This window comes from Asticcacaulis sp. W401b (assembly GCF_046503825.1).
Lineage (GTDB): Bacteria > Pseudomonadota > Alphaproteobacteria > Caulobacterales > Caulobacteraceae > Asticcacaulis.
On record NZ_JBKFEE010000017.1, the window covers coordinates 1 to 18,359 of the forward strand.

The 18,359-nt window shown below is 56.4% G+C and carries 23 protein-coding genes; 18 read left to right on the plus strand and 5 right to left on the minus strand.

The annotated features are described in order from the left end of the window. From ACK8OE_RS18425 to ACK8OE_RS18435, 3 genes are all read left to right on the plus strand, one after another. Positions 1-328 (plus strand): zincin-like metallopeptidase domain-containing protein (locus ACK8OE_RS18425; protein WP_410273793.1); only part of this gene is annotated, 328 nt, incomplete at its 5' end. Positions 329-527: 199 nt separating this feature from the next. Continuing rightward, positions 528-896, plus strand: coding sequence for a hypothetical protein (locus ACK8OE_RS18430; RefSeq protein ID WP_410273794.1), 369 nt, complete (start codon positions 528-530; stop codon positions 894-896). A 68-nt stretch (positions 897-964) separates the two neighbouring features. Beyond that, the gene (locus ACK8OE_RS18435) at positions 965-1,138 is read left to right on the plus strand and encodes a hypothetical protein (protein WP_410273795.1); all 174 of its coding nucleotides are present in this window, start codon (positions 965-967) and stop codon (positions 1,136-1,138) included. Positions 1,139-1,264: 126 nt separating this feature from the next. Here ACK8OE_RS18435 and ACK8OE_RS18440 read toward each other — a convergent pair whose 3' ends face one another. Beyond that, the gene (locus ACK8OE_RS18440) at positions 1,265-2,089 is read right to left on the minus strand and encodes a hypothetical protein (protein WP_410273796.1); all 825 of its coding nucleotides are present in this window, start codon (positions 2,087-2,089) and stop codon (positions 1,265-1,267) included. A 477-nt stretch (positions 2,090-2,566) separates the two neighbouring features. Here ACK8OE_RS18440 and ACK8OE_RS18445 point away from each other — a divergent pair, with 477 nt between their 5' ends. The 12 genes from ACK8OE_RS18445 (at position 2,567) to ACK8OE_RS18500 (ending at position 12,029) form a co-directional block, all read left to right on the plus strand. After that, positions 2,567-3,490, plus strand: coding sequence for a DUF2493 domain-containing protein (locus tag ACK8OE_RS18445; protein WP_410273797.1), 924 nt, complete (start codon positions 2,567-2,569; stop codon positions 3,488-3,490). Between the two features lie 124 nt (positions 3,491-3,614). Then, positions 3,615-4,859, plus strand: coding sequence for an AAA family ATPase (locus tag ACK8OE_RS18450; protein WP_410273798.1), 1,245 nt, complete (start codon positions 3,615-3,617; stop codon positions 4,857-4,859). After that, the gene (locus tag ACK8OE_RS18455) at positions 4,859-5,419 is read left to right on the plus strand and encodes a hypothetical protein (protein ID WP_410273799.1); all 561 of its coding nucleotides are present in this window, start codon (positions 4,859-4,861) and stop codon (positions 5,417-5,419) included. Before ACK8OE_RS18450 ends, ACK8OE_RS18455 begins: the two co-directional genes overlap by 1 nt. Before the next feature lie 175 nt (positions 5,420-5,594). After that, positions 5,595-6,197 (plus strand): hypothetical protein, encoded by a 603-nt coding sequence (locus ACK8OE_RS18460; protein ID WP_410273800.1) that lies wholly within the window; start codon positions 5,595-5,597, stop codon positions 6,195-6,197. A 266-nt stretch (positions 6,198-6,463) separates the two neighbouring features. Then, on the plus strand, positions 6,464-7,165 hold the full coding sequence (locus tag ACK8OE_RS18465; protein WP_410273801.1) for an SOS response-associated peptidase: 702 nt from the start codon (positions 6,464-6,466) through the stop codon (positions 7,163-7,165). A 107-nt stretch (positions 7,166-7,272) separates the two neighbouring features. Next, positions 7,273-7,854, plus strand: coding sequence for a DUF6927 domain-containing protein (locus ACK8OE_RS18470; protein ID WP_410273802.1), 582 nt, complete (start codon positions 7,273-7,275; stop codon positions 7,852-7,854). A gap of 97 nt (positions 7,855-7,951) precedes the next feature. Beyond that, on the plus strand, positions 7,952-8,512 hold the full coding sequence (locus ACK8OE_RS18475; RefSeq protein WP_410273803.1) for an antitoxin Xre-like helix-turn-helix domain-containing protein: 561 nt from the start codon (positions 7,952-7,954) through the stop codon (positions 8,510-8,512). Continuing rightward, positions 8,509-8,985, plus strand: a complete 477-nt coding sequence (locus ACK8OE_RS18480; RefSeq protein WP_410273804.1) for an RES family NAD+ phosphorylase — start codon at positions 8,509-8,511, stop codon at positions 8,983-8,985. Before ACK8OE_RS18475 ends, ACK8OE_RS18480 begins: the two co-directional genes overlap by 4 nt. 87 nt (positions 8,986-9,072) lie before the next feature. After that, positions 9,073-9,495: an antirestriction protein gene (locus tag ACK8OE_RS18485; RefSeq protein ID WP_410273805.1), complete on the plus strand. Its 423-nt coding sequence runs from the start codon at positions 9,073-9,075 to the stop codon at positions 9,493-9,495. Positions 9,496-9,973: 478 nt separating this feature from the next. Next, entirely contained in the window at positions 9,974-10,231 is a 258-nt protein-coding gene (locus tag ACK8OE_RS18490; RefSeq protein WP_410273806.1) for a hypothetical protein, read from the plus strand. 127 nt (positions 10,232-10,358) lie between these two features. Beyond that, complete coding sequence (locus tag ACK8OE_RS18495; RefSeq protein ID WP_410273807.1) at positions 10,359-10,850, plus strand: hypothetical protein; 492 nt, start codon at positions 10,359-10,361, stop codon at positions 10,848-10,850. Positions 10,851-10,868: 18 nt separating this feature from the next. Beyond that, on the plus strand, positions 10,869-12,029 hold the full coding sequence (locus ACK8OE_RS18500; protein ID WP_410273808.1) for a hypothetical protein: 1,161 nt from the start codon (positions 10,869-10,871) through the stop codon (positions 12,027-12,029). Between the two features lie 26 nt (positions 12,030-12,055). Here ACK8OE_RS18500 and ACK8OE_RS18505 read toward each other — a convergent pair whose 3' ends face one another. The 4 genes from ACK8OE_RS18505 to ACK8OE_RS18520 form a co-directional block, all read right to left on the minus strand. Further along, positions 12,056-12,700 carry a hypothetical protein gene (locus tag ACK8OE_RS18505; protein ID WP_410273809.1) on the minus strand — a complete coding sequence of 215 codons (645 nt, stop codon included), beginning with the start codon at positions 12,698-12,700 and terminating at the stop codon, positions 12,056-12,058. Between the two features lie 99 nt (positions 12,701-12,799). Next, positions 12,800-13,564 (minus strand): hypothetical protein, encoded by a 765-nt coding sequence (locus ACK8OE_RS18510; RefSeq protein WP_410273810.1) that lies wholly within the window; start codon positions 13,562-13,564, stop codon positions 12,800-12,802. A 148-nt stretch (positions 13,565-13,712) separates the two neighbouring features. After that, on the minus strand, positions 13,713-15,212 hold the full coding sequence (locus ACK8OE_RS18515) for an ATP-dependent nuclease (RefSeq protein WP_410273811.1): 1,500 nt from the start codon (positions 15,210-15,212) through the stop codon (positions 13,713-13,715). Between the two features lie 366 nt (positions 15,213-15,578). Further along, the gene (locus tag ACK8OE_RS18520) at positions 15,579-16,043 is read right to left on the minus strand and encodes a hypothetical protein (RefSeq protein ID WP_410273812.1); all 465 of its coding nucleotides are present in this window, start codon (positions 16,041-16,043) and stop codon (positions 15,579-15,581) included. 168 nt (positions 16,044-16,211) lie between these two features. On the opposite strand from ACK8OE_RS18520, the gene ACK8OE_RS18525 reads away from it, so the two are divergent. The 3 genes from ACK8OE_RS18525 to ACK8OE_RS18535 all read left to right on the plus strand — a co-directional run bounded on the left by ACK8OE_RS18525 (position 16,212) and on the right by ACK8OE_RS18535 (position 18,352). Beyond that, positions 16,212-17,090, plus strand: coding sequence for a restriction endonuclease (locus ACK8OE_RS18525; protein ID WP_410273813.1), 879 nt, complete (start codon positions 16,212-16,214; stop codon positions 17,088-17,090). A gap of 78 nt (positions 17,091-17,168) precedes the next feature. After that, positions 17,169-17,699 (plus strand): hypothetical protein, encoded by a 531-nt coding sequence (locus ACK8OE_RS18530; RefSeq protein WP_410273814.1) that lies wholly within the window; start codon positions 17,169-17,171, stop codon positions 17,697-17,699. Positions 17,700-17,953: 254 nt separating this feature from the next. Further along, positions 17,954-18,352: a single-stranded DNA-binding protein gene (locus tag ACK8OE_RS18535; protein WP_410273815.1), complete on the plus strand. Its 399-nt coding sequence runs from the start codon at positions 17,954-17,956 to the stop codon at positions 18,350-18,352. Positions 18,353-18,359 lie beyond the last annotated feature (7 nt).

The window sequence follows — 18,359 nt, forward strand, 5'->3', positions numbered from 1 at the left end:
AGTGTTATGCCGATATCGGCATAAGGTGCATTGGACGGGTGCGAAGCATCGACTGGATCGGAAGCTCGAAAACTATCGCTATCGCGACTGCCGCGTCCGTGAAGAACTGATCGCGGAACTCGGCGCTTTGCAACTCGGCCTCCTCATCGGGCTACCGGTCGAGGAAAAGCTGTTCGACAACCACGCGGGTTATCTACAATCATGGGGCCGCCTGCTGAAAGATCATCCAGCGGAACTGATCAAGGCAAGCGGGCAGGCGTCAAAAGCGGTCGATCTCCTTATTCGCCTGTCGCGCGCCAAGTCCGGATCGGAAGCGGTGGCGGCATGATTTATAAGGCTTTGAGCGGACTGATATCGTTAGATGTCAGTCCTTTTTGCCTACGCAACTTTCATCCAGCGGCGGCTAAAACCCGATTCCCAACATGGTCTTGTTGGATTAAACTAATAGTGACCGTGTTTTGCCGGAAATTTGATTCTCCGGCGTGTATCTCTGCAAAACATAACTTACACAGAGCGAACTCGATCTAATGGACGTCGCCAAGCTTAGAGAGTGGATTAAATACACCCGAGACTCTGAAGGGGTGAATTGGTATTTGCGCGATGTCACGAAGACTCATGAATACAATAAGATATTCAATCTGATCGTTTACAATGACCACGGTGAGGTCGTGCACACCGTGGAGTATATCGAACCCAGGCGCGGTGTCATTCCGACAAAATTTATCTCACGTATCGCTGATGCGAGGGAACTGGCTGGTATCAATTCGGGCTTCGTGCATCAGGTCAGCCAGGATTTGAAGGGGAATCCGCAGGAGATTTTCCGTCTGAAGCGTCAAGACTGGCTTGACGCAGGCAAGACAGAATGGACGGGCGAACACAATCCGGCAAAGGCCTGAGGCGCAGTTCACGGGCTCAGGGAAGGGGAAGGTGAGGGATTTGCGTGGTGTACCAAAAGGAGGTCACCATGCAGATTATCCCTCGTTCTTCGCTTGCCGTCTGGGCCGAGCGTCTTGCCATCGTCGTCCTGACAAGCCTCTTCCATTACTTCCCCATACCGACCCTGACGCTTGTGTCACTACTAATCGCTGTGCGCATCGGTCTCATGCAGGCCCCGCCTGAATACAGGGATTGGCGCTGACGCGCGTCGCGTCGGACAGCCGGTTGGGAAGCTGGAGCACTCAGCCAATTCCCGGCGCTATTCGGATCGGCCCTGGACGCACCGGGCGATAAGATGTGGCCGGGCCACGACATGCCCTTATCGGGACTACGCCGTGGTCTTTTTCACTTTGGGTGACGCGGTCTTTCGCTCGCGGTGGCGCAGGTTCTTCACGAAGTCTTCCGTGAAGAGTTCACCGGGTGCGCGATCGAGCGCGACATTGGCCAGAGAGGCGAGAGTCTTGTTCGTAAGCGAAAAGCCTTCTGGCAAAAGTTCCCCTCGCGGCTTGGTTTCACCTTTCAGCCTGCGATCAAGGGCCTTGAAATAGTCGGCATCGGCTTTGCGAGCACCCGCTGTCGCAACCTCAGTTATCTCATCAGAGGCCCGTATTTTGCCGTGCTCGGCGTCGTCGCCAATCACCCGCACGCAATCACCAAGCGATGGCCAATATTTCATGTCAAATCGCCCCTGTAATGCCGCTAACGGCTCTTTCACCCAGCTCTTGAAATGCCCATTAAAGGTGGAGGAATCCATTATCACCTGACAGATGTCGACCTCGGTATCGCTGTAAAAACCGGACCGGTTGCTGAGGTCTTCGCGCTCATCCAAAAGATCGGCCAGATCCTCCGCAACCTTGGCAATCTTCTGATTTAAGATTTTCAACCGGGTGCGGTCGGCCCGCGCCTTTTCGTTCATGGCGGGGCTCCATTGATCAGAGCTGTGGAGTAACGCGTCGAAGACAATGTAGATGGCGGTAGCATCGCCCTTCGTTTTGTCGAATATCTCGGCATAGGCTTCGAGAAGCTCAGTGCGGCGGTTCAGCATATCCTCGATGATGAGGTTGATCTGCGGGAACCTGTGGTTCTCGATGTTGCCGTTTCTGTGGTCGCGTAGCGCATCCTCACAGGCCCTCACATAGTCGGGTGTCGTCATAATCGATCCTTTCTCTGACGATGATGCCTTCCCTGTGCGGGATTGTCGCGAGCGGCGCGGTATCTGAACGCATTTTTTTCAGGGCGCTTCAGATGCCCAGCTAAAGTCGTTACCGCCTGTGCTCCAAGGTCGGCGTACTGCCGCGGGTGTCACCTTCATTTCAGAGTCCGCAATGGACACGCCTATGTCGGCATAAGGTTTCCAAGCCAGGTGAGCGCAGGTGGTGGCCCCAAGAGGGACGCGTGTCCCGGTCGGGAAACCGAGTGATCCCCGGTGACGACATTGCTCCGGACCTAAACTCTGAAACGGTGCCACCATGCCATGCCTCAGTCGCGCAAGGGGCAGGCGCTATCGCTTGTCGCCTGAAGGCGACCCCTTTGCGCGCGGCCTGGCCGGCGGACCCCGAAGTTTCAGAGGCCGGAGCAAACGGCCTCACCAACATTTCGGTTTCTCATTCGACCTTCAAGGATCACGCACATGTCCCTCTTCGGCGCCCCCACGACCTCCTACGATCACATCACTGGCCTGGCCAACGACCCTCGACCCTTCCCATCCGAAGGCGAGGTCGAACATCTTGGGCATGCCCTGATGACCGAGGTTCTGGACGTTTTCGGCAAGGACGCGCTGGAAGAACACGCCAGCATGATCGCCCACTGCATCATCGGTGGCATCCACGCGGCCCAGCAACGCATCGAGCGTGAATATGACCGCGCCAGCAACGAGCTGACATCCCTGCACCGTGAGTTCGACGGTTCCGAGGTCAAGGACACCCAGATCCAGGACGCAACGGATCGTTCCCGTTACTTCGAGGCCGTCTCTGTCGTGCTGGAAACCTTCCGTCGATCGGCCGAGCGCACCTACGAGGTTCAGACCGGCGATGTCTGGACACCCTATCGCGGATCGACCTCAAATCGCCTGACCACCTTTGCCGTCATGGAAGCGGGTGAAACCCTTCGCCGGAAGCGTCAACATGCGCAGAAGGGTGCCGAACCAACCGCTAAATACGTCGTCTTCCGCGGCGTACAGTCCGCCAACACCCAAGCCGATGCCGAGCGTATCATGGCCGCTCTGAACTACGCCAAGGCTCAATGCCCGGACATGCAACTGGCCTGCACCGGTAATCTTGGCGCTGAGAAGATCGCCATGATGTGGGCGAAGAACAATTCCATCATCGTCCATAAGACCGATTTTGCCAAGGCTGCCGGTCGCCGCGCCCCCTTCGTTGCCAACGACACACTGCTGGCTCTGAAGCCTGTGATGGTCTTCTACATGCCCACTCCGGTGAACCCGCAGAACGAACGTGATGCCGAAGCGTCGGGAATTGTGCTGAACATCGCTCAGAAGGCCGGTGAACGTGGCATTCCTGTCTTCAAAGTGGCCGCAACGAAGGTGGCGGCCTGAAGGACCGCAGCCCCCGCTCAGGCGGGGGCATTTCCTCTGTTTTTTGGCCTTATGATCGCTCTATAATCGAAAAGTTGACATTTTCGGGTTAAAGTTCTACTTATAGACAAGTGAGGTGCTTACAATGATCTATCGACTGGAAGTCGAGAACTTCTTCTCAATCCGCGAGGCTCAGGTCCTGGATCTGCGCGTCGGCGCGAACGTTCCTGATCCCGATGGTCGATTTGCGCCTATTTTTCCGGGCTCGGACGAACGCGCGCCGAAGGTCGTCTCGGTTTACGGTGCCAACGCCTCTGGCAAGACCACAATCTTGAGGGCCCTTCAGTTCATCGCCAACCTCGTCGGGCACTCCGGCACACCTACGGGGCAGCGGCCCGTCGGCTACCCCTTCAATGACGATGAATGTGCCGAGCGTCCCACGAAGATCGCGGTGGAGCTGGGCGGCATTCTTAACCCGTCAGATCTCGAAAAAGATGAGGCCAAGGCGGAGTTCGGCCAGCTTCGATACGAGGTCGAGTTGTTTCTGAAGGACGGGGTCGTGAAGCGCATTGTTCGCGAGAACCTGACCCACCGCGCGCAAGGCACGGGCAAATGGTCGAGAGTGGTGAACCGCACTGAAGGTTATGGGGTCAAAGGCTCGGATGAGTTTAATACCGGTCGCTTCAGGCACCTGCTGGAGACTCTTCGCGATGATGCGTCGGTCATATCCTCCTATGCGTTTTTCAACCATCCGACAGCGGAATACTACGCATCATTGGGGCGTCAGGTGCTGACCAATATTGGCGTGATCCCGGCGTTTTTGAGCGGTGATCATAATCTAATGGCCTATCTGAAGCAGCAGCCAGCCATTCTTAAAATGCTTAATCGAGACCTGCGTCGCATTGATGTGGGTGTAGAGGAATTGCGTATTGAGGACGTGCCTAATCTGGGACCGCAGGCGCGTGTTCGGCATACAGGTCACTCGCGTGAGCTTCCTTGGGAGATGGAAAGTCAGGGGACGCAGGCCTTCGTCCGCTTGTTCCCCATTCTGCATCTATCCATGGCCTATGGCGCACTGGCGCTGGTCGACGAATTCGACACGCTGATCCATCCGCTCGTTCTCCCGGAAATCCTGCGTTGGTTTTATGACGACCAGGTGCGCAATGCCGACGGGGCGCAGATATGGATGAGCTGCCATTCGGCGACCTTGCTCGAATATCTGGTGAAGGAAGAGGTCGTCTTTGCAGAGAAGGATACGAGCGGTCGGACTTCCGTCTATTCGCTGACAGATGTCTCCTCGATGGACGACAAGGCACCGGTTCGCCGGACCGCCAACCTTTACAAGAAGTACCTGTCCGGTGCCTTTGGCGCTGTCCCGGTGATCGGCTGATGCGCGGGCGTCAAAAGGAGCGGACACGTATTCTCGTCGGCTGCGAAGGCGAGTCCGAGAATGGCTACGCTGTGTATCTCAAGCGGCTGGCCGATGAGAAAGGGCTGTTTGTCCATATCGACCCGCCCGTCCTTAAAGGTGGGGATGCCTTGGCCCGTCTGGAATGGATGGAAGGCTATATCGAGCGGGAGGAGGGCCGGCGCACGCCCTTCGCCCACAAGTTCGCCCTTCTCGACACAGATCAGGATCGGCTTACGCCGGAGCGCGCGGTGCAGGCGCGTCAATTGGCCCAGCGCATCGGCGTCACGGTTGTGTGGCAGGTGCCGACCCATGAGGGGTTGCTGGTGCGGCATTTTGAGGGACATACCACGCGCCGCCCCGCGCTCGCCGTGGACGCCACGACGCAGATCGAACGCCTTTGGCCTGGCTACGCGAAGGGAATGGCAGCGATGGACTATAGCCGGGTGCTGACCGAGGCGGACGTGCTTCGCGCCAGCGCCGTCGAGCCTGGCCTACTGTCTTTGCTCGTCGCGATAGGGCTGGTCGTTGTCACCGGATAGGTGACAGCCCTCCCTGACCCTATTTTCTACGTTAGATCAGGGAAGACCGTCAAAAGGAGCCGATATGCGGCATATTCAATATGCGCGCGTATCCGGGTTATATGAAGATTATAATCCGATGATCATCCGAATATAATCCGGTGATTTTCCCAAAATTCTGCCAGGGCAAGTCTGCATGCACCCGTTACCGAATATCTTTCAGGCCAATCTCCAGAGGCTCTATGACCGCGTGATCCGGCCTGCCATGGACGGCTTGCCGGTGCATGAAGCGCTGGAAACAGGAGAGGCCGCGTCGATGGATCAATTCCTTGAACGCGCTGCGGCTCAGGTGGACAATTACATGGCCAACGAGGCGGCCAAGGCTTACACCTTGATTGTAAGCGGGCTGTTCGAGAGGCAATTGAGTGTTTGGGCCCGCCATCTGTTGGGGACACTGCCCGAGACCCGATCCTATGTAGATCTGGCCGGGCGTTGCGCTGATCACCTCGGCTATGATTTTGCCGCCAACAATGTGCGCAAGAATCTTGATGAAGCCAGACTGGTCGCCAATGTCGTTCGCCATGGGGACGGCGGCGCATCGAAGCGGTTACGAAAGATCGCGCCTGAACTATGGGCAGAGCGCGGGCCGGACTATTTGGACCTCCTGTCTGTGCCTTCCCCTGACAGCGAGACCATACGGATAAGGCGCGAAGACCTTAATCGCTATCTACAGGCGTCGTTTGCCTACTGGGGCCACGTCAATCCTGTGCCTCATGCTGTCACCCAGATGATGTTCTGATCGCAATTGCCGAGAAGGGTAGGGACGGCAATGCGGGATAGGGCGCGTCCCGCCTGCGGCGGACCGGGCTCGTCGCAAGTCAGCCCCGCGGTGCGGGTCTTCGCCCTTCGGGCCTCGATCCCTCGCGCGGTATGCAACCGTCATGTCATTGCGATCAAACCTGGACGCTTCTTTTCTGATGCTCTGACAATCGTGGCCTAGCGTCCCCTATGCGCGCTTGCGCGGGCGGTAAACTTCGGAGACTATCGTCAAAAAGGGAGGCGTCCGTGTGTAATTTGTATAGTCAGACCAAGGCTGCGGACGGCATTCGTGCCGCAGCGAAGGTCATGATCGACAAAACCGGTAATCTGCCCTACCTGCCGGGCATATTTCCCGACTACATGGCGCCTGTCGTGCGTAATGGCACAGAAGGCCGCGAGTTGGTTATGGCACGCTGGGGGCTGCCGTCCCCGGCCTTCGCACTCGAAGGCAAGAATGCGGACGGCGGCGTCACCAATGTCCGTAAGACGACCTCACCACACTGGCGGCGCTGGCTGGGCGAAGCCAACCGTTGCCTCGTGCCCTTCACCAGCTTCTGCGAGCCCAATCAGGCGGATGGCTCCAAGGTAAACACCTGGTTCGCATTCGACGAGGGCCGGCCGCAAGCCTTCTTCGCAGGGATCTGGGTGCCGCAGTGGACTTCAGTCCGCAAGGTCAAGGAAGGCGAGACCACCAATAATCTGTTCGCGTTTCTCACCACGGATGCCAATGCCGAGGTTCACGCCGTCCACCCGAAGGCCATGCCGGTCATTCTCACGACCGACGAGGAACTGGATCTGTGGCTCAATGCGCCGTGGGCCGAAGCCAGCAAGTTGCAACGGCCCCTGCCGAACGGGAGCCTGAAGATCGTCAAGACCGGCACGAAGAAGGACGACGTCAACGAGGATCAGATTGCAGACGCCCTGCCTCCGCAGGCCGAGCTGTTCTGATCTCGCATCAAGAGGATTTCCGCACGCTCCTTTCGCTCCGGATAGGAGGCTCAACGAAAGAAGAATGAAAAGGACGGCCCTTGCGAACCCTAACAAAGGAGCAAGACATGGGCTGGACTTTGATGCGCGATACCGGCGGAAAGACGAAGAAGGCGTATCTCGACGCCACCCTAACCTGGGACAATGACAAGGTCACCGCTCGGCCGCTGAAATCTGCCATGGTAGGCAGCGTCTATTATGCGGCCGTCGAGAGCGTGAGCAAAGAGGACGGAAACCGTTCCATATGGGCGGCTGTTTTCCTGACGAAGTCATGTTCGCGAGCTAAGGACGGCTATACCTTCGGCTACAAGGATATGACCGAGGACATGGGCCCTGTGGAGTCGCGATGCCCGGCAGGTATTCTTGACCTTCTCACCGAGACGAAGAGCGATTACGCGCTCGCCTGGCGGGAGCGATGCCGGGCGGGGAGCAAGGTGCGTGCCAAGGCAAAGCCGTCCGCTGGATGTGTCATTCGGCTGAAAGAGCCAATCGCGTTCACCGACAACACCACGCATCAGGAGTTCACGGTCGTCGCCTACCCTTGGCGGGGCCGGACTCGTACGGCCTATCGGGCCGGTAATGGTCAGCTATACCGGATCTCGAATATCCAATCGCGCGAGTTCGAGGTTGTGCTGCCTGCCAGTGCCTGAATCAGCATGGCCGGCCTGCGACGCAAGAATAGTGCGCAAGCGGGATTGGCATTTGGCATTCATTTGATATAATCAAATAATTCATATGGAGATTGACATGTCTGTCGCTCAAAAATCTACTGGTGAGGCAAGCGCACGTAAGGTGAAGCCGGTTGTCGTTGTCCAAAAGTCCGGCGCCTCCAAGACGGGCGGATTGGACTCAGGTTTTATGATCGAGAAGACGAACGGTGCGGTGGCATATCGCGCCCTCTACACCTCTGATCGGACGGGCCGGATCGAGATTATTCGCCACGGGATTAACGCGGCAGCTTTCCGTGAATTGGCGTCGAATATGGGGCTTCAGCAAAAAGAGCTGCTGAACGCGCTGCGCATCTCCCAGGCCACTGTCAGCCGGAAAATCTCGGATCGCAAACCCCTCTCGGCGTCCGACAGCGAAAAGGTGCTCGGAGTGGCAACGCTCATTGGGCAGGTGGAGAGTATGCTGGCGGAATCCAGCGCGGGCGAAGGGTTCGATGCGGCCGAATGGGTAGGTCGCTGGCTGTCACAGCCGCACCGGGCCCTTGGCGGCAAAGCGCCTCTTAGCTATCTCGATACGAATGAAGGCGTCAGCCTGGTCGCGGATCTCCTCGCCCGCCAACAGAGCGGCGCCTATTCATGAGCCAGCGTGTTTGGCGTATCGGAACGGTCACACCTGACTACAGTGCCGATGACCGAACCGGTATCGGCGCGTCAATTACAGGTGGTCGCTGGAATCAGAAAGATACGCGTCTGATCTACACGGCCGAGACCCGTGCCCTGTGCTGCCTGGAAACGGCCGTACACATTGAGGCCGAACTTCCATTTAACCGTTACCTTGTCGCCTATGACATTCCGGACGATATCTGGAGCGCTCGCGCAACGCTCACCGAGCATACGGCACCGAAGGGTTGGGACGCCAGCCCGGCCGGAATACCCAGCATGGCTTACGGCAGCCAATGGGTAAAGTCAGGCGCACAAGCGGTGCTGGAGGTCCCGTCAATCATCGTGCCGGAAGAGTACTGTATCCTCATAAATCCGGGTCATCCCGACATGGCGCGCATCGACGTGCAGATAGTCCGCAAGTGGCTCTACGATCAGAGACTGAAGCGCTGATTATGTCTAAATCGGTTCCGTCCGGTGCCGGAAAGAAAAAGAGAGGTCTCTGGAAGGCGGTTCAACTGCCTAAAGGAGGCCTTTTCCATGACCGACACCCTCACGACCAACAGCCCGACTGTCACCAAGATTCCCGACGAGGAGCGAGGTGAGTTCATCCCGAAGATGCTCCCTGGCGTACCGCTCATCTTCGCTGAGAACTATGTCTTCGACATTATGTCCAACCTCTGCCGTGAGTACGGTGGCGGCTTCTGGGACTATTTTCGGGGAAGCAACGGGGCGCTTTACATGGTGCCAACCGGATACGACCGAATGCGGTTGGTAGCCGAAGGTAATGGCTTCGACGATGAGATGAGCGCGGACGCCGCCGGAATTGTCGCTACACTGTTTGCCTTGTCGCACCTTTCATTCCGCTATCAATCCGACCGGCTATCGGAGATGTACGGGCGGCTCTTGGAGTTTGCCTACGCCCATCCCGAATCCGCCCTCATCTGCCGTGCGATTGATTGAGGTGCAAAATGGAAAACCATTGGACCCAAGGCTATCGTGCGGCAAAAGGCGGCGAGCCCAAGGACGAAAGCCGCCCGGTCGCCTATTATTTTGGCTACGATCAGGGCCAGAGGGACCGCAATCGGTCCGCACTAGCACTTTGCCTGAGCGAGGCGCGCCGATCGCAGGCGTTGTCTTAACGCGGGCATAGACTGAGAAGCTGTGCGCCAATCAACCTGAGGCCCAAGGGCTTTATTACACCTCGCTGCAATACGCAGAATATGCCGTCATTCTCTTCAGAGACCGTGTTCCAGCTGATACCTTAACCAAAGTCTTCAGCGTTCGATTGCGGCGCCTGACACAGAGGGTGCTATTCTGAGCCTCGCTACCGGTCTGTCTGTCGACGACTTCGAGACATGATAAGGGGATATTAGCGGCACCGGGTAGGTGGCACGGGCGCGCTCACCTGTGAAATAGAGCTTGTGCTCAAATTGAGTATATGTTATGGATTTCTTCAGCTCCGGGATGGCCGGAGCGCCCATTCCTCTACGGAGAGCCAGTCACCGCCACTATCTCTGGACTTGTCACCCTGCTTACCCATACCGGCCTCAGCGCTATCGTTGAACATTCTTTTGAAAAGATCGGAGGTCTCGCTATGAAAGCACTATCTAAATTCCCGAATATGACGCGCGCCATCCCTATGTTTGCCAAGAAGCTTCTGCTTCCCGCCCTTACCTCGGTGACTGTTGCTATTTGACGGCCTCGGCGATCGCGCCGGGGCCGTTTTTCATTCTGTACTAATCTAGCGTCTTAAAAATGGTTCTGTTGACACCGAAATTTCTTGAGTGTATTAATTTGGTTCTGACAGAACCAAAAGGTGCTTCATGATCGAAACTGTGACAACCGCGAAGGCCGCTGAAATCGTCGGAGTTGGCTATGAGGGGCTACGCTCCTATCTGAAAAGAGGTCTTCTCGGTTCTATAGGATTAATGGCTCCCTTTGTGTCGCGTGATGCCCCAGCTCCCGATCTGAGCGCTGTAAGAGCGACCTGGTCGAGATTTGGCGTGGCGGACCTCTGCCTTATGCGTCTAGCGAAAATCCTGATTGATCTCGGCCTTTCGTTCGATCAGGCAAACTCGGTAGTTTCGAGGAACGATCTAAGGGACCACTTTAAATATCAGACTGCGGAGCGGGGTGCGGTGCTGTTGGCGTGGCCGCCCTATTACGACAATATCCTGTTTCAGAGAGATGATCTGATCCACCTGCCCAACCGCTTGTCGGACATCGAACGCATGGGCGAAGCCAATATTCTGATCCAGCTTGACCCTATCTGGCGCCATGTTCAGCAGGCGGTCGGAGAGAATTCAGGCGAATAGCCCGGGGGAGGTGATCGGGTGTCACTGGAGAAATTCATAGCCGACCTGAACGGTAGCGCTTTCTGGAAAGAGTTCACCTTTGCCCAGAACAAGTTCAAGCCGGGGCCCAGCGAAGAACTGGAACTTGCCGATAGCATAGTCTGGCTTGAAGCGTTCGCCTTGATCATTCAGTTGAAAGAGCGAACAGCGCCTACGGGCGACCCGGAGGCCGAGCGCGCCTGGTTTTCGAACAAGGTGCTCAAGAAAGCTAAAAAGCAGGTGCGCGACACCCACCATTATCTGTCAACGCATAGCGAGATCGCCATCGTTAACGAACGTGGTGAGAGATTTGTCATCCGCGGAAAGCAGCTTCAGGACATCCAAAGCATCATTGTATATTCCGCTTACGATGCCCTTCCGGACGATTGTTGGGCGATCCAATATACGGAGAGCGCCCAAGCTGGCTTTATTCACATACTGGATTCAGGTGCTTACCTCGACATCCTGCGGATACTGCGTGTCCCTGGCGATATCCGTGAATATTTCTCCTACCGTAAAACGGTCGTACCGCAACTGAAGGCGACGGGGGTGCGTGTACAGGAGGCGGATATCATCGGTGCCTATACCCATGACGAGGTCATACCTACGCCGACGTCACACAAACACCTGCACAACCTTATTCAAGATCTCGATAGCTTCGAGCTTACGGGATTAATCGGGAATATTCGCAACAACATCGAGACGTCCACAAATCCTACCGACTATTATCGGATCATGATTGAGTTTGGCAAGTTGCCTCGTTCGGTCTGGCATGCACTCAAGGGCCTATTGCAGTATGCAGTTGAAACAGTTCGAGCCGAAGACTTTGCTCTACCGGTCAGGGCCTATTATGGCAAAACGGATTGCGTGTTCATGATTATGCCGTTGGCGCCGGAGTTGTGGGGAGCCGACGGCGAGGCTAAGGTCCGCCGTGGGAACGGCCTTCAAGGCTTCACGCAACTGGCGAAGTACATTCATAAGGCGCGGCGCGGGATAGGTATCCAGATTTCCCGCGATGGGTCTGACTATCTGATAGATTGGGCGCTCATAGACGAGCCTTGGGAACCGGAAGCTGAAATCGAGGCGCGCTTGCTGAAGTTTAACCCCTTCCGCGACCTCAAAGAAAAGGAAGTCAAAAGCTTTCATTTTCGAGAGGTCTGAGAGCCGAAATGAGCAACGATCCTTGCCTATCTGCGTGCGGCCATTGTCGTCAGAGATGCAGAGTGTCGGGAGACGCGCAGGATCGCATTGCCGCGTCTAAGCCATATCTCTTCAAAAGAACGAAGCGCGGGAGCGCATATAGGAATCAGCGTTCGGACGAGGGGAGTATCGGCTTCCAGCGTTACCTCATGCATGATTTCGACCACCAGAATAGTATCCCTGTCATATCGCTTCGCGCACTTTGCTCTTACCTGTCGGTCTATGTCTGCTGGAAGGTCGCTCGTATCTAAAGCAATCTGCTCGGCAGAGCGTTTGACGATTTCGACGGGCCGACCGGCGTTGACGGAGGTTGCGTATCTGTCGAACACGTCTCCCAGTCGCAGATCCGCAGGTTGAACCTGCACGATCTCGAAAGCCTGCTTCTTGTTCCCAAAGTCGAGCCAGAAATCAGGTGGGTCTTCACCCAGCCGGATGCGATGAGCGTGCATAAGCTGTGCACACGACATACCGCACCACGCCTCTCTCCAGAACTGAAGCGCGCCCTGAGAGGCAGCGAACAATTGAGCGCGGTCTCCAATCTCAGCCATAAGTTCGTCAGCTTCATCCAGTGTAAGCCATGACGACAGCCGTTTGCGGTACGCCTGAGCCTCTTCCTTGGTAAGGCGGTCCATCAAAACCCCTTTAAACGTTGGGCGGTCAACTAGATGATGTGCTTTACACAGTGCTTTATAAAGCGCTTTATCTTTTGGGCTATGTGCGCCGGAAGGCTGTCACGTCGCGAGCGCGTCGATGGTTAATGCCAACCGGTTTTTGCTCGCGATCATCGCCGCGTACATATGGCCTGGTGGGGGGGCTGCGGGGTTCACCTTCGAGTTAACGTGTGCGAGAAATCCCGGGGCCTCGATGAGCGCCATTAAGGTCGCAATGTCGCATCCGTTGAACGGGAATCCTTGACGCGCGTCGAGGCGACCATGCAGAATTATACCCAACTCCTCAGCCGTAAACGGAACGTTTCGCCCCGCGACCAGCTCGTTCACTAACGTATTGACCATGGCGTTGCCTTCAGCCGCCATATCGGCTGCGACGGAAAGGGCATCGAAATGCCGCTGCATCAACGCCAATATCTGGGGATTCACGCCTGCGCCGGGTGCGGGTGCGATCTCGTAGGTAAGGGCTATTCTCGTTCCATTTATGTGCACTGTAGCCGTCACCATCGGGGCTGGCGGTAAAGGGTCGATGAACGGATGAACGACCGAGCGAACCGGCCCGACGAATCTGTTCCCCTTTCGCAGGTTACAGGAATTGCACACTCGGACGAGGTTCAAAGCGAAGGTGGAGAATTCCGGGTAGTCATCTTTCGGGAAATAGTGGTCCCAAGACCGAGGGGTGCGTAGCAAGCAGTAGGGACAGAGATATGGGGTTGGGCGGCTGGCCTTTTCCATCTCTTCAAATAGCGTCGTGCGCGCGATCGTTTTTCCACTGTAGCAATGCCTGAGAGCGTCGGCATGGACTTTGGGCAGTTTGCGTCTCTGCACAAGATGGAGGCTTCCCAAATTGGCTACGAAGTTATTGTATCTTATGATAATATATGGTTCGATCCGGTTCAGGACCTTGCGAGTCTTGCTCTGCTTCGATGCAATAACGTCTCGATAGTCTTGGGCGTAATTTCGCGCAGGTGACGGATCATTCCTCATTAGGTTCGGCCCCAGGCTGAGCGTTCACGGTGAGGAACGTGAAGTAGGCATGCGCATTTGATCCCAAGCGCTCAACAATATCCGCGGGAACGCGTTTTGGATCGCCGTGATAGCGTTCCACGATTTCATCGACCACCTGTCGGTAATCTCTGTCGTTCTCGGCTGTCTCGAACACCACTCGAAAAATCTCGCTCAGACTTTCGCCGAAGGTTTCAATCGGCGGCGGCGCGACAGCGGGAGTGGTACGGTCGACGCGGCGTACAATGTGCACCCGGCGGGCCGAGATTTGCTGGACGACCACGGGGCTATGCGTTGCGATAACCGCCCAAGACTCGAATTTCGACAATAGCAAGGCGATAACTTGCATCAGCCGAATGAGGAGTTGTGGGTGGAGATGCGTTTCAGGCTCGTCGATCAGGATCAGATGGCGAGACTTTAAATGGAGAACCAGCTCGCAAACAATATTCAGGGCGATACGTTGACCGGCGCTAAGGGCGTTATAGAAGGTTGGGGTGAGCGTAATCGTTTCGTCGTCAGTACCGAGAAGGAGCTGGGCCGAAGCTTTCACCGCCGCTCGCTGCGCTGCATCCATTTTTTTGAACGATCGGCTTATACGCCGCCCGATCTCCTCCGAGCCTGCGGTTTCATCATGCTCCTTGCGGATGCCACAGTAGACGTATCGAACTTTTCTCGTTTCTGCCGCTGTGGGGATGGCGAAGTTGTCAAACGCACTGAACGAAACCGCGATGACTCCGTAAATTGAAGGGCGGGGACTGATCTCGCCGAGCGCTTCCAGGGTTTCACCCTCAGGGCGGCTCTGTTCATCCTCTTTCTCTTCGAAGCCGGAAAGGAGGACGGCCAGACGCGCCATCAGGTGGGTCTTGCCTACGCCGTTTTCCCCGATCAACACATTCATACGATGAGGGAAGCCGTCGTCGTCAGAAAAGTTGAACGGTATGATATGAGGGGCGGACGCCCCTAAAAGCTGGGTCTTGAACTGAAAGGCGCTAAACCTTTGACGGGGTTCGCCTATGGCATCCTGAGCAAAGTCAGCCGCATGTAACGCGCTCGGAAAACGTGTAAGGCTCACCCGAAACACCTCCTCCCGCTGGAGAAGATCGCGGTTGAGGTCAAGCAGGGGAATATCGCGAATGGCCGCAGCATATGACTGCCATATATCTGGTCCTAGCTCACGCAGACGGTCATAATAGCTGTCCTCCTGCCCCACGGAGAAGTACTTGTCGCCTAAGCCCGGAGAAACCCCTCGAAGCTCCGTCCGCATTTTCGGATCGGTCGTCAGATATCCGTATCGACCAATTTTTACATCGCCAATTTCACGGCCTACCCCATTTGCTGTGTAGATCGTAACTCGGAACAGGGTTTCGTAGCCATAATCGTTCCAACGATTTTGTCGGCATACAGCGACGGGATGTGCCCCGTTCCATTCCTCAGGCCAGACGCCATTACTGTTTGGAAAAATAAGCTGCATCGGTCCCCCCATTTAATATCGGGCGGATCTGGAGATTAGTGGCCCGAACTTGCGACCTACACTAGAGTGAAATGCGCCCATGTGAAATCTGGGAGCGCCTCATTTTTAGCAATTCTGTGGAAAGCCGCGTTCACCCGCACCGGACATGGAAAGGGCGTCCTACAGAATAGGACGCCCTATTCGCCACCGGAATCGAGGGGGGGGGGGATGAGTCCGGCGACAGTTTGTTATAGCCGAGGTTTGCCGAAGTAGAATAGGCTTTGAGATCACGTCCCTGTCAGTCAGCGGATTGCCTCGGTCATATGAGAGGATATGAGCGGGGAAGCAGGGAGGGGCCAGCCGGAACCTGGCCTCTCCCGACCCTTTCTACGAGATGACTATTCCGTCATCTCTTCGGGACGGGCCTTCAGGTGGCTGGAGGTTTTTGAGGTAAGCCGCCCGGTCGTCCGCCTGAAGCCAACCCATCCCCTCGTGAAAGCTGGTGAACAGACAGATTGTCTCGTTTGGGAAAAATGGGGATATTGCGGGGAGTCTGATCGTAGCCCTGATATCGAGGCTGATCACCGCGACATGCGCTGAGTAGGGGTGTCCGTCAGCCAGCGTCACCCAACGATCCCGAATGGACAGAAGGTCGTCGTCCGACAGATGTCCCTCAAATCGGCGAAAGTCCGTTAACCGATTGTATTTCCAAGGTTCACTGACCGTTTCATAGGCCTTGAACAACCGTTCGATGAACTCAGGCCCGGACAAATATCCAATCGGTCGGATCACAATGACACCGATCTCCGAATTAGCCATGAAGACCAATCGCCCTGTATCCACACTCGCCATACGCGTACTCCCTTACCGTTTTCTCCCTCAAATCCCTTAACAAAACATCACAAGGCACTTTCGGTTCAGACGTCCGGTTGCACTTTTCCGATCTTGGGTTCTTGAACTGAACGAGCAGCTTTTATAGACCTGATCGCGGGGTCGGTATGATTGCTTCAGGGAAGCCACATGCCGCGGTATCGGAAAAAGTCGGACATCCAGCTGTTGGTCGAGCGCTTTGCGCTTGTTCCACCGTTTGTCACTGCGCCTTTGGCGCTTATTTCGTTTGTAGTCTTCGATCAGTTCATACGAATAGAGGTCGCGCCGCCCCCGGTGACCTCTATTCAGGACACTACGGCCCACCTCCAGAGCACGCTATTCTGGACCGTAGCGAAAGGCTGGTCGTACGCTCTGAGGATGGTCGCGCCTGCCGTCTTTGTGTTCAGCATTGTCCTCTGGTTCAAAGGCCAGTGGCATAAGCGCCGGGATGAACAGCGCTTCGCGCAGGTGGCGGCGTCTTCGGTTCATACGTCTCTCCATGAAATGACGTGGCAGGATTTTGAGCGCCTTGTCGGACGGGCCTTTCAGAAACTGGGTTTTGATGTTCATCACACCGGCAGGGCAGGGGCAGATGGCGGGATAGACCTGGTCCTACGCCGGGGCTCTGAAACAGCCCTAGTTCAATGCAAGCACTGGAAGGCCAGCAAGGTCAGTGTGGAAACGGTCAGGGAATTGTTCGGCCTGATGGCCGAGCGGGGTGCGGCGCACGGATATCTCGTCAGCGCCGGAACTTATACGCGCGACGCGTTGAGCTTTGCCTCAGGAAAGAACCTGACCCTGGTCACGGGTGAACAGTTGCACCAACTGATCGCTACGGGACGTCTCGCTGAGGTCTCCCGGGACAGCGGGGTCTCGCGAACATGTGCTTCAGTTGACGAGGGAAGATGCCCTGACTGCGGTGGCGAAATGGTAGAACGAACAGCTCGGCGGGGAAGGCGTGTTGGACAAACCTTCTTGGGTTGTCAGCGATACCCGCAGTGCAATGGCACAAGGGTGGGTGCGCCTTAGGTTATGTGTGATCGGGCGCTGCGCGCAAAAGAAAAAGTCAGGGCCGGGCCGGGCGTCATTTAACAAAAGGTGTCCAACATGGCCGATTACCATTCCCCGACCGTTATCCAACCCTTCATCCCGCTCTGTGAAATGAGTCCGCTGGAGCACCTGCTGCTGGGCCAGATGCTGCAGTCTGAAGCGGGCGGTGCTAAAGGAGACTGTCTCTATTTCTTCGCTGAATTGTCGCCCGAGACGTACGTGACCGTAAATGCCGGTGAACTCCGTGCGGCTTATCAGGCGAGCCTCGACTTCGAAAGCCAGATCCTTCCGGCAGCGAAGCTATGGATCGACAAGATCAGGGATCTCGATGACGATGCTGAGACCGCATTCGACTTCATTTTCGACGTCAATCTCCCTTATCCCGCCTACCAGATACTGCTTCAGGACATCGTTCAGCGGTCCGCGACGGTGAACTATTTCACAATCGAGGGTGCCTACACCTGCACCAAGATGCGTCCGGACGGGTTTGGGGGCATAGCCGGCATTGTCCATGCCAAAGGTATCAAGGTGCAAGGTACGAGCGAACTCATTGAGCGATTTATTCTGGAGGCAGGCTTTTCGGACTGATCCGGCGGCGCGGTAAACTTGCACGGTTGCTCCTCAGTCGTCCTGGGCTCATCCCTCCGCCCGCAGGCAAACCGCGATCAATCATGCCTGTCCTACCCCGGCCGCGCTGCGGTTCAAGGGCAGGCCCTTCTCCACTTCGTTTCGCCCCTTCGGGTGAACCCCAGCCCTTTGGCCGGAAACACGGACGCATGATCGCGGTCAAGCCGCGAGCCCGAGGGGATGAGCCCCAAGGGTCAGTCTAAGTGGAGCTACCCATGAAGTGCAAAGTTCAACTGATCGGCCGCCTCGGTGCAGAACCGGAAATCACCACCCTGCCGAACGCCGCGCAAGTCGCCAACCTCTCCATTGCTACCGAGGAATACTGGAAGGACAAGCAGGGTCAGGCTCAGCGCCGGACCACCTGGCATCGCGTGAAATTCTGGTCTGAAGGCACGATCGGCTTCATCGAACGCAACATCGCCAAGGGCCAACTGGTCGAGATCGAAGGCACCTTCCGCTACGAGGAATACACCGACCGCGAGGGCGTGAAGAACAAGGTGCCCGTCATCAACGGCACCAACATCATGCCTCTGTCCTTCAACGAGGGTCAGGCGGCCAGCGGTGCGGCGGGCGAAGGCAGCGGCGCAGGCAACGGCGAAGACATCCCCTTCTGATCACTCA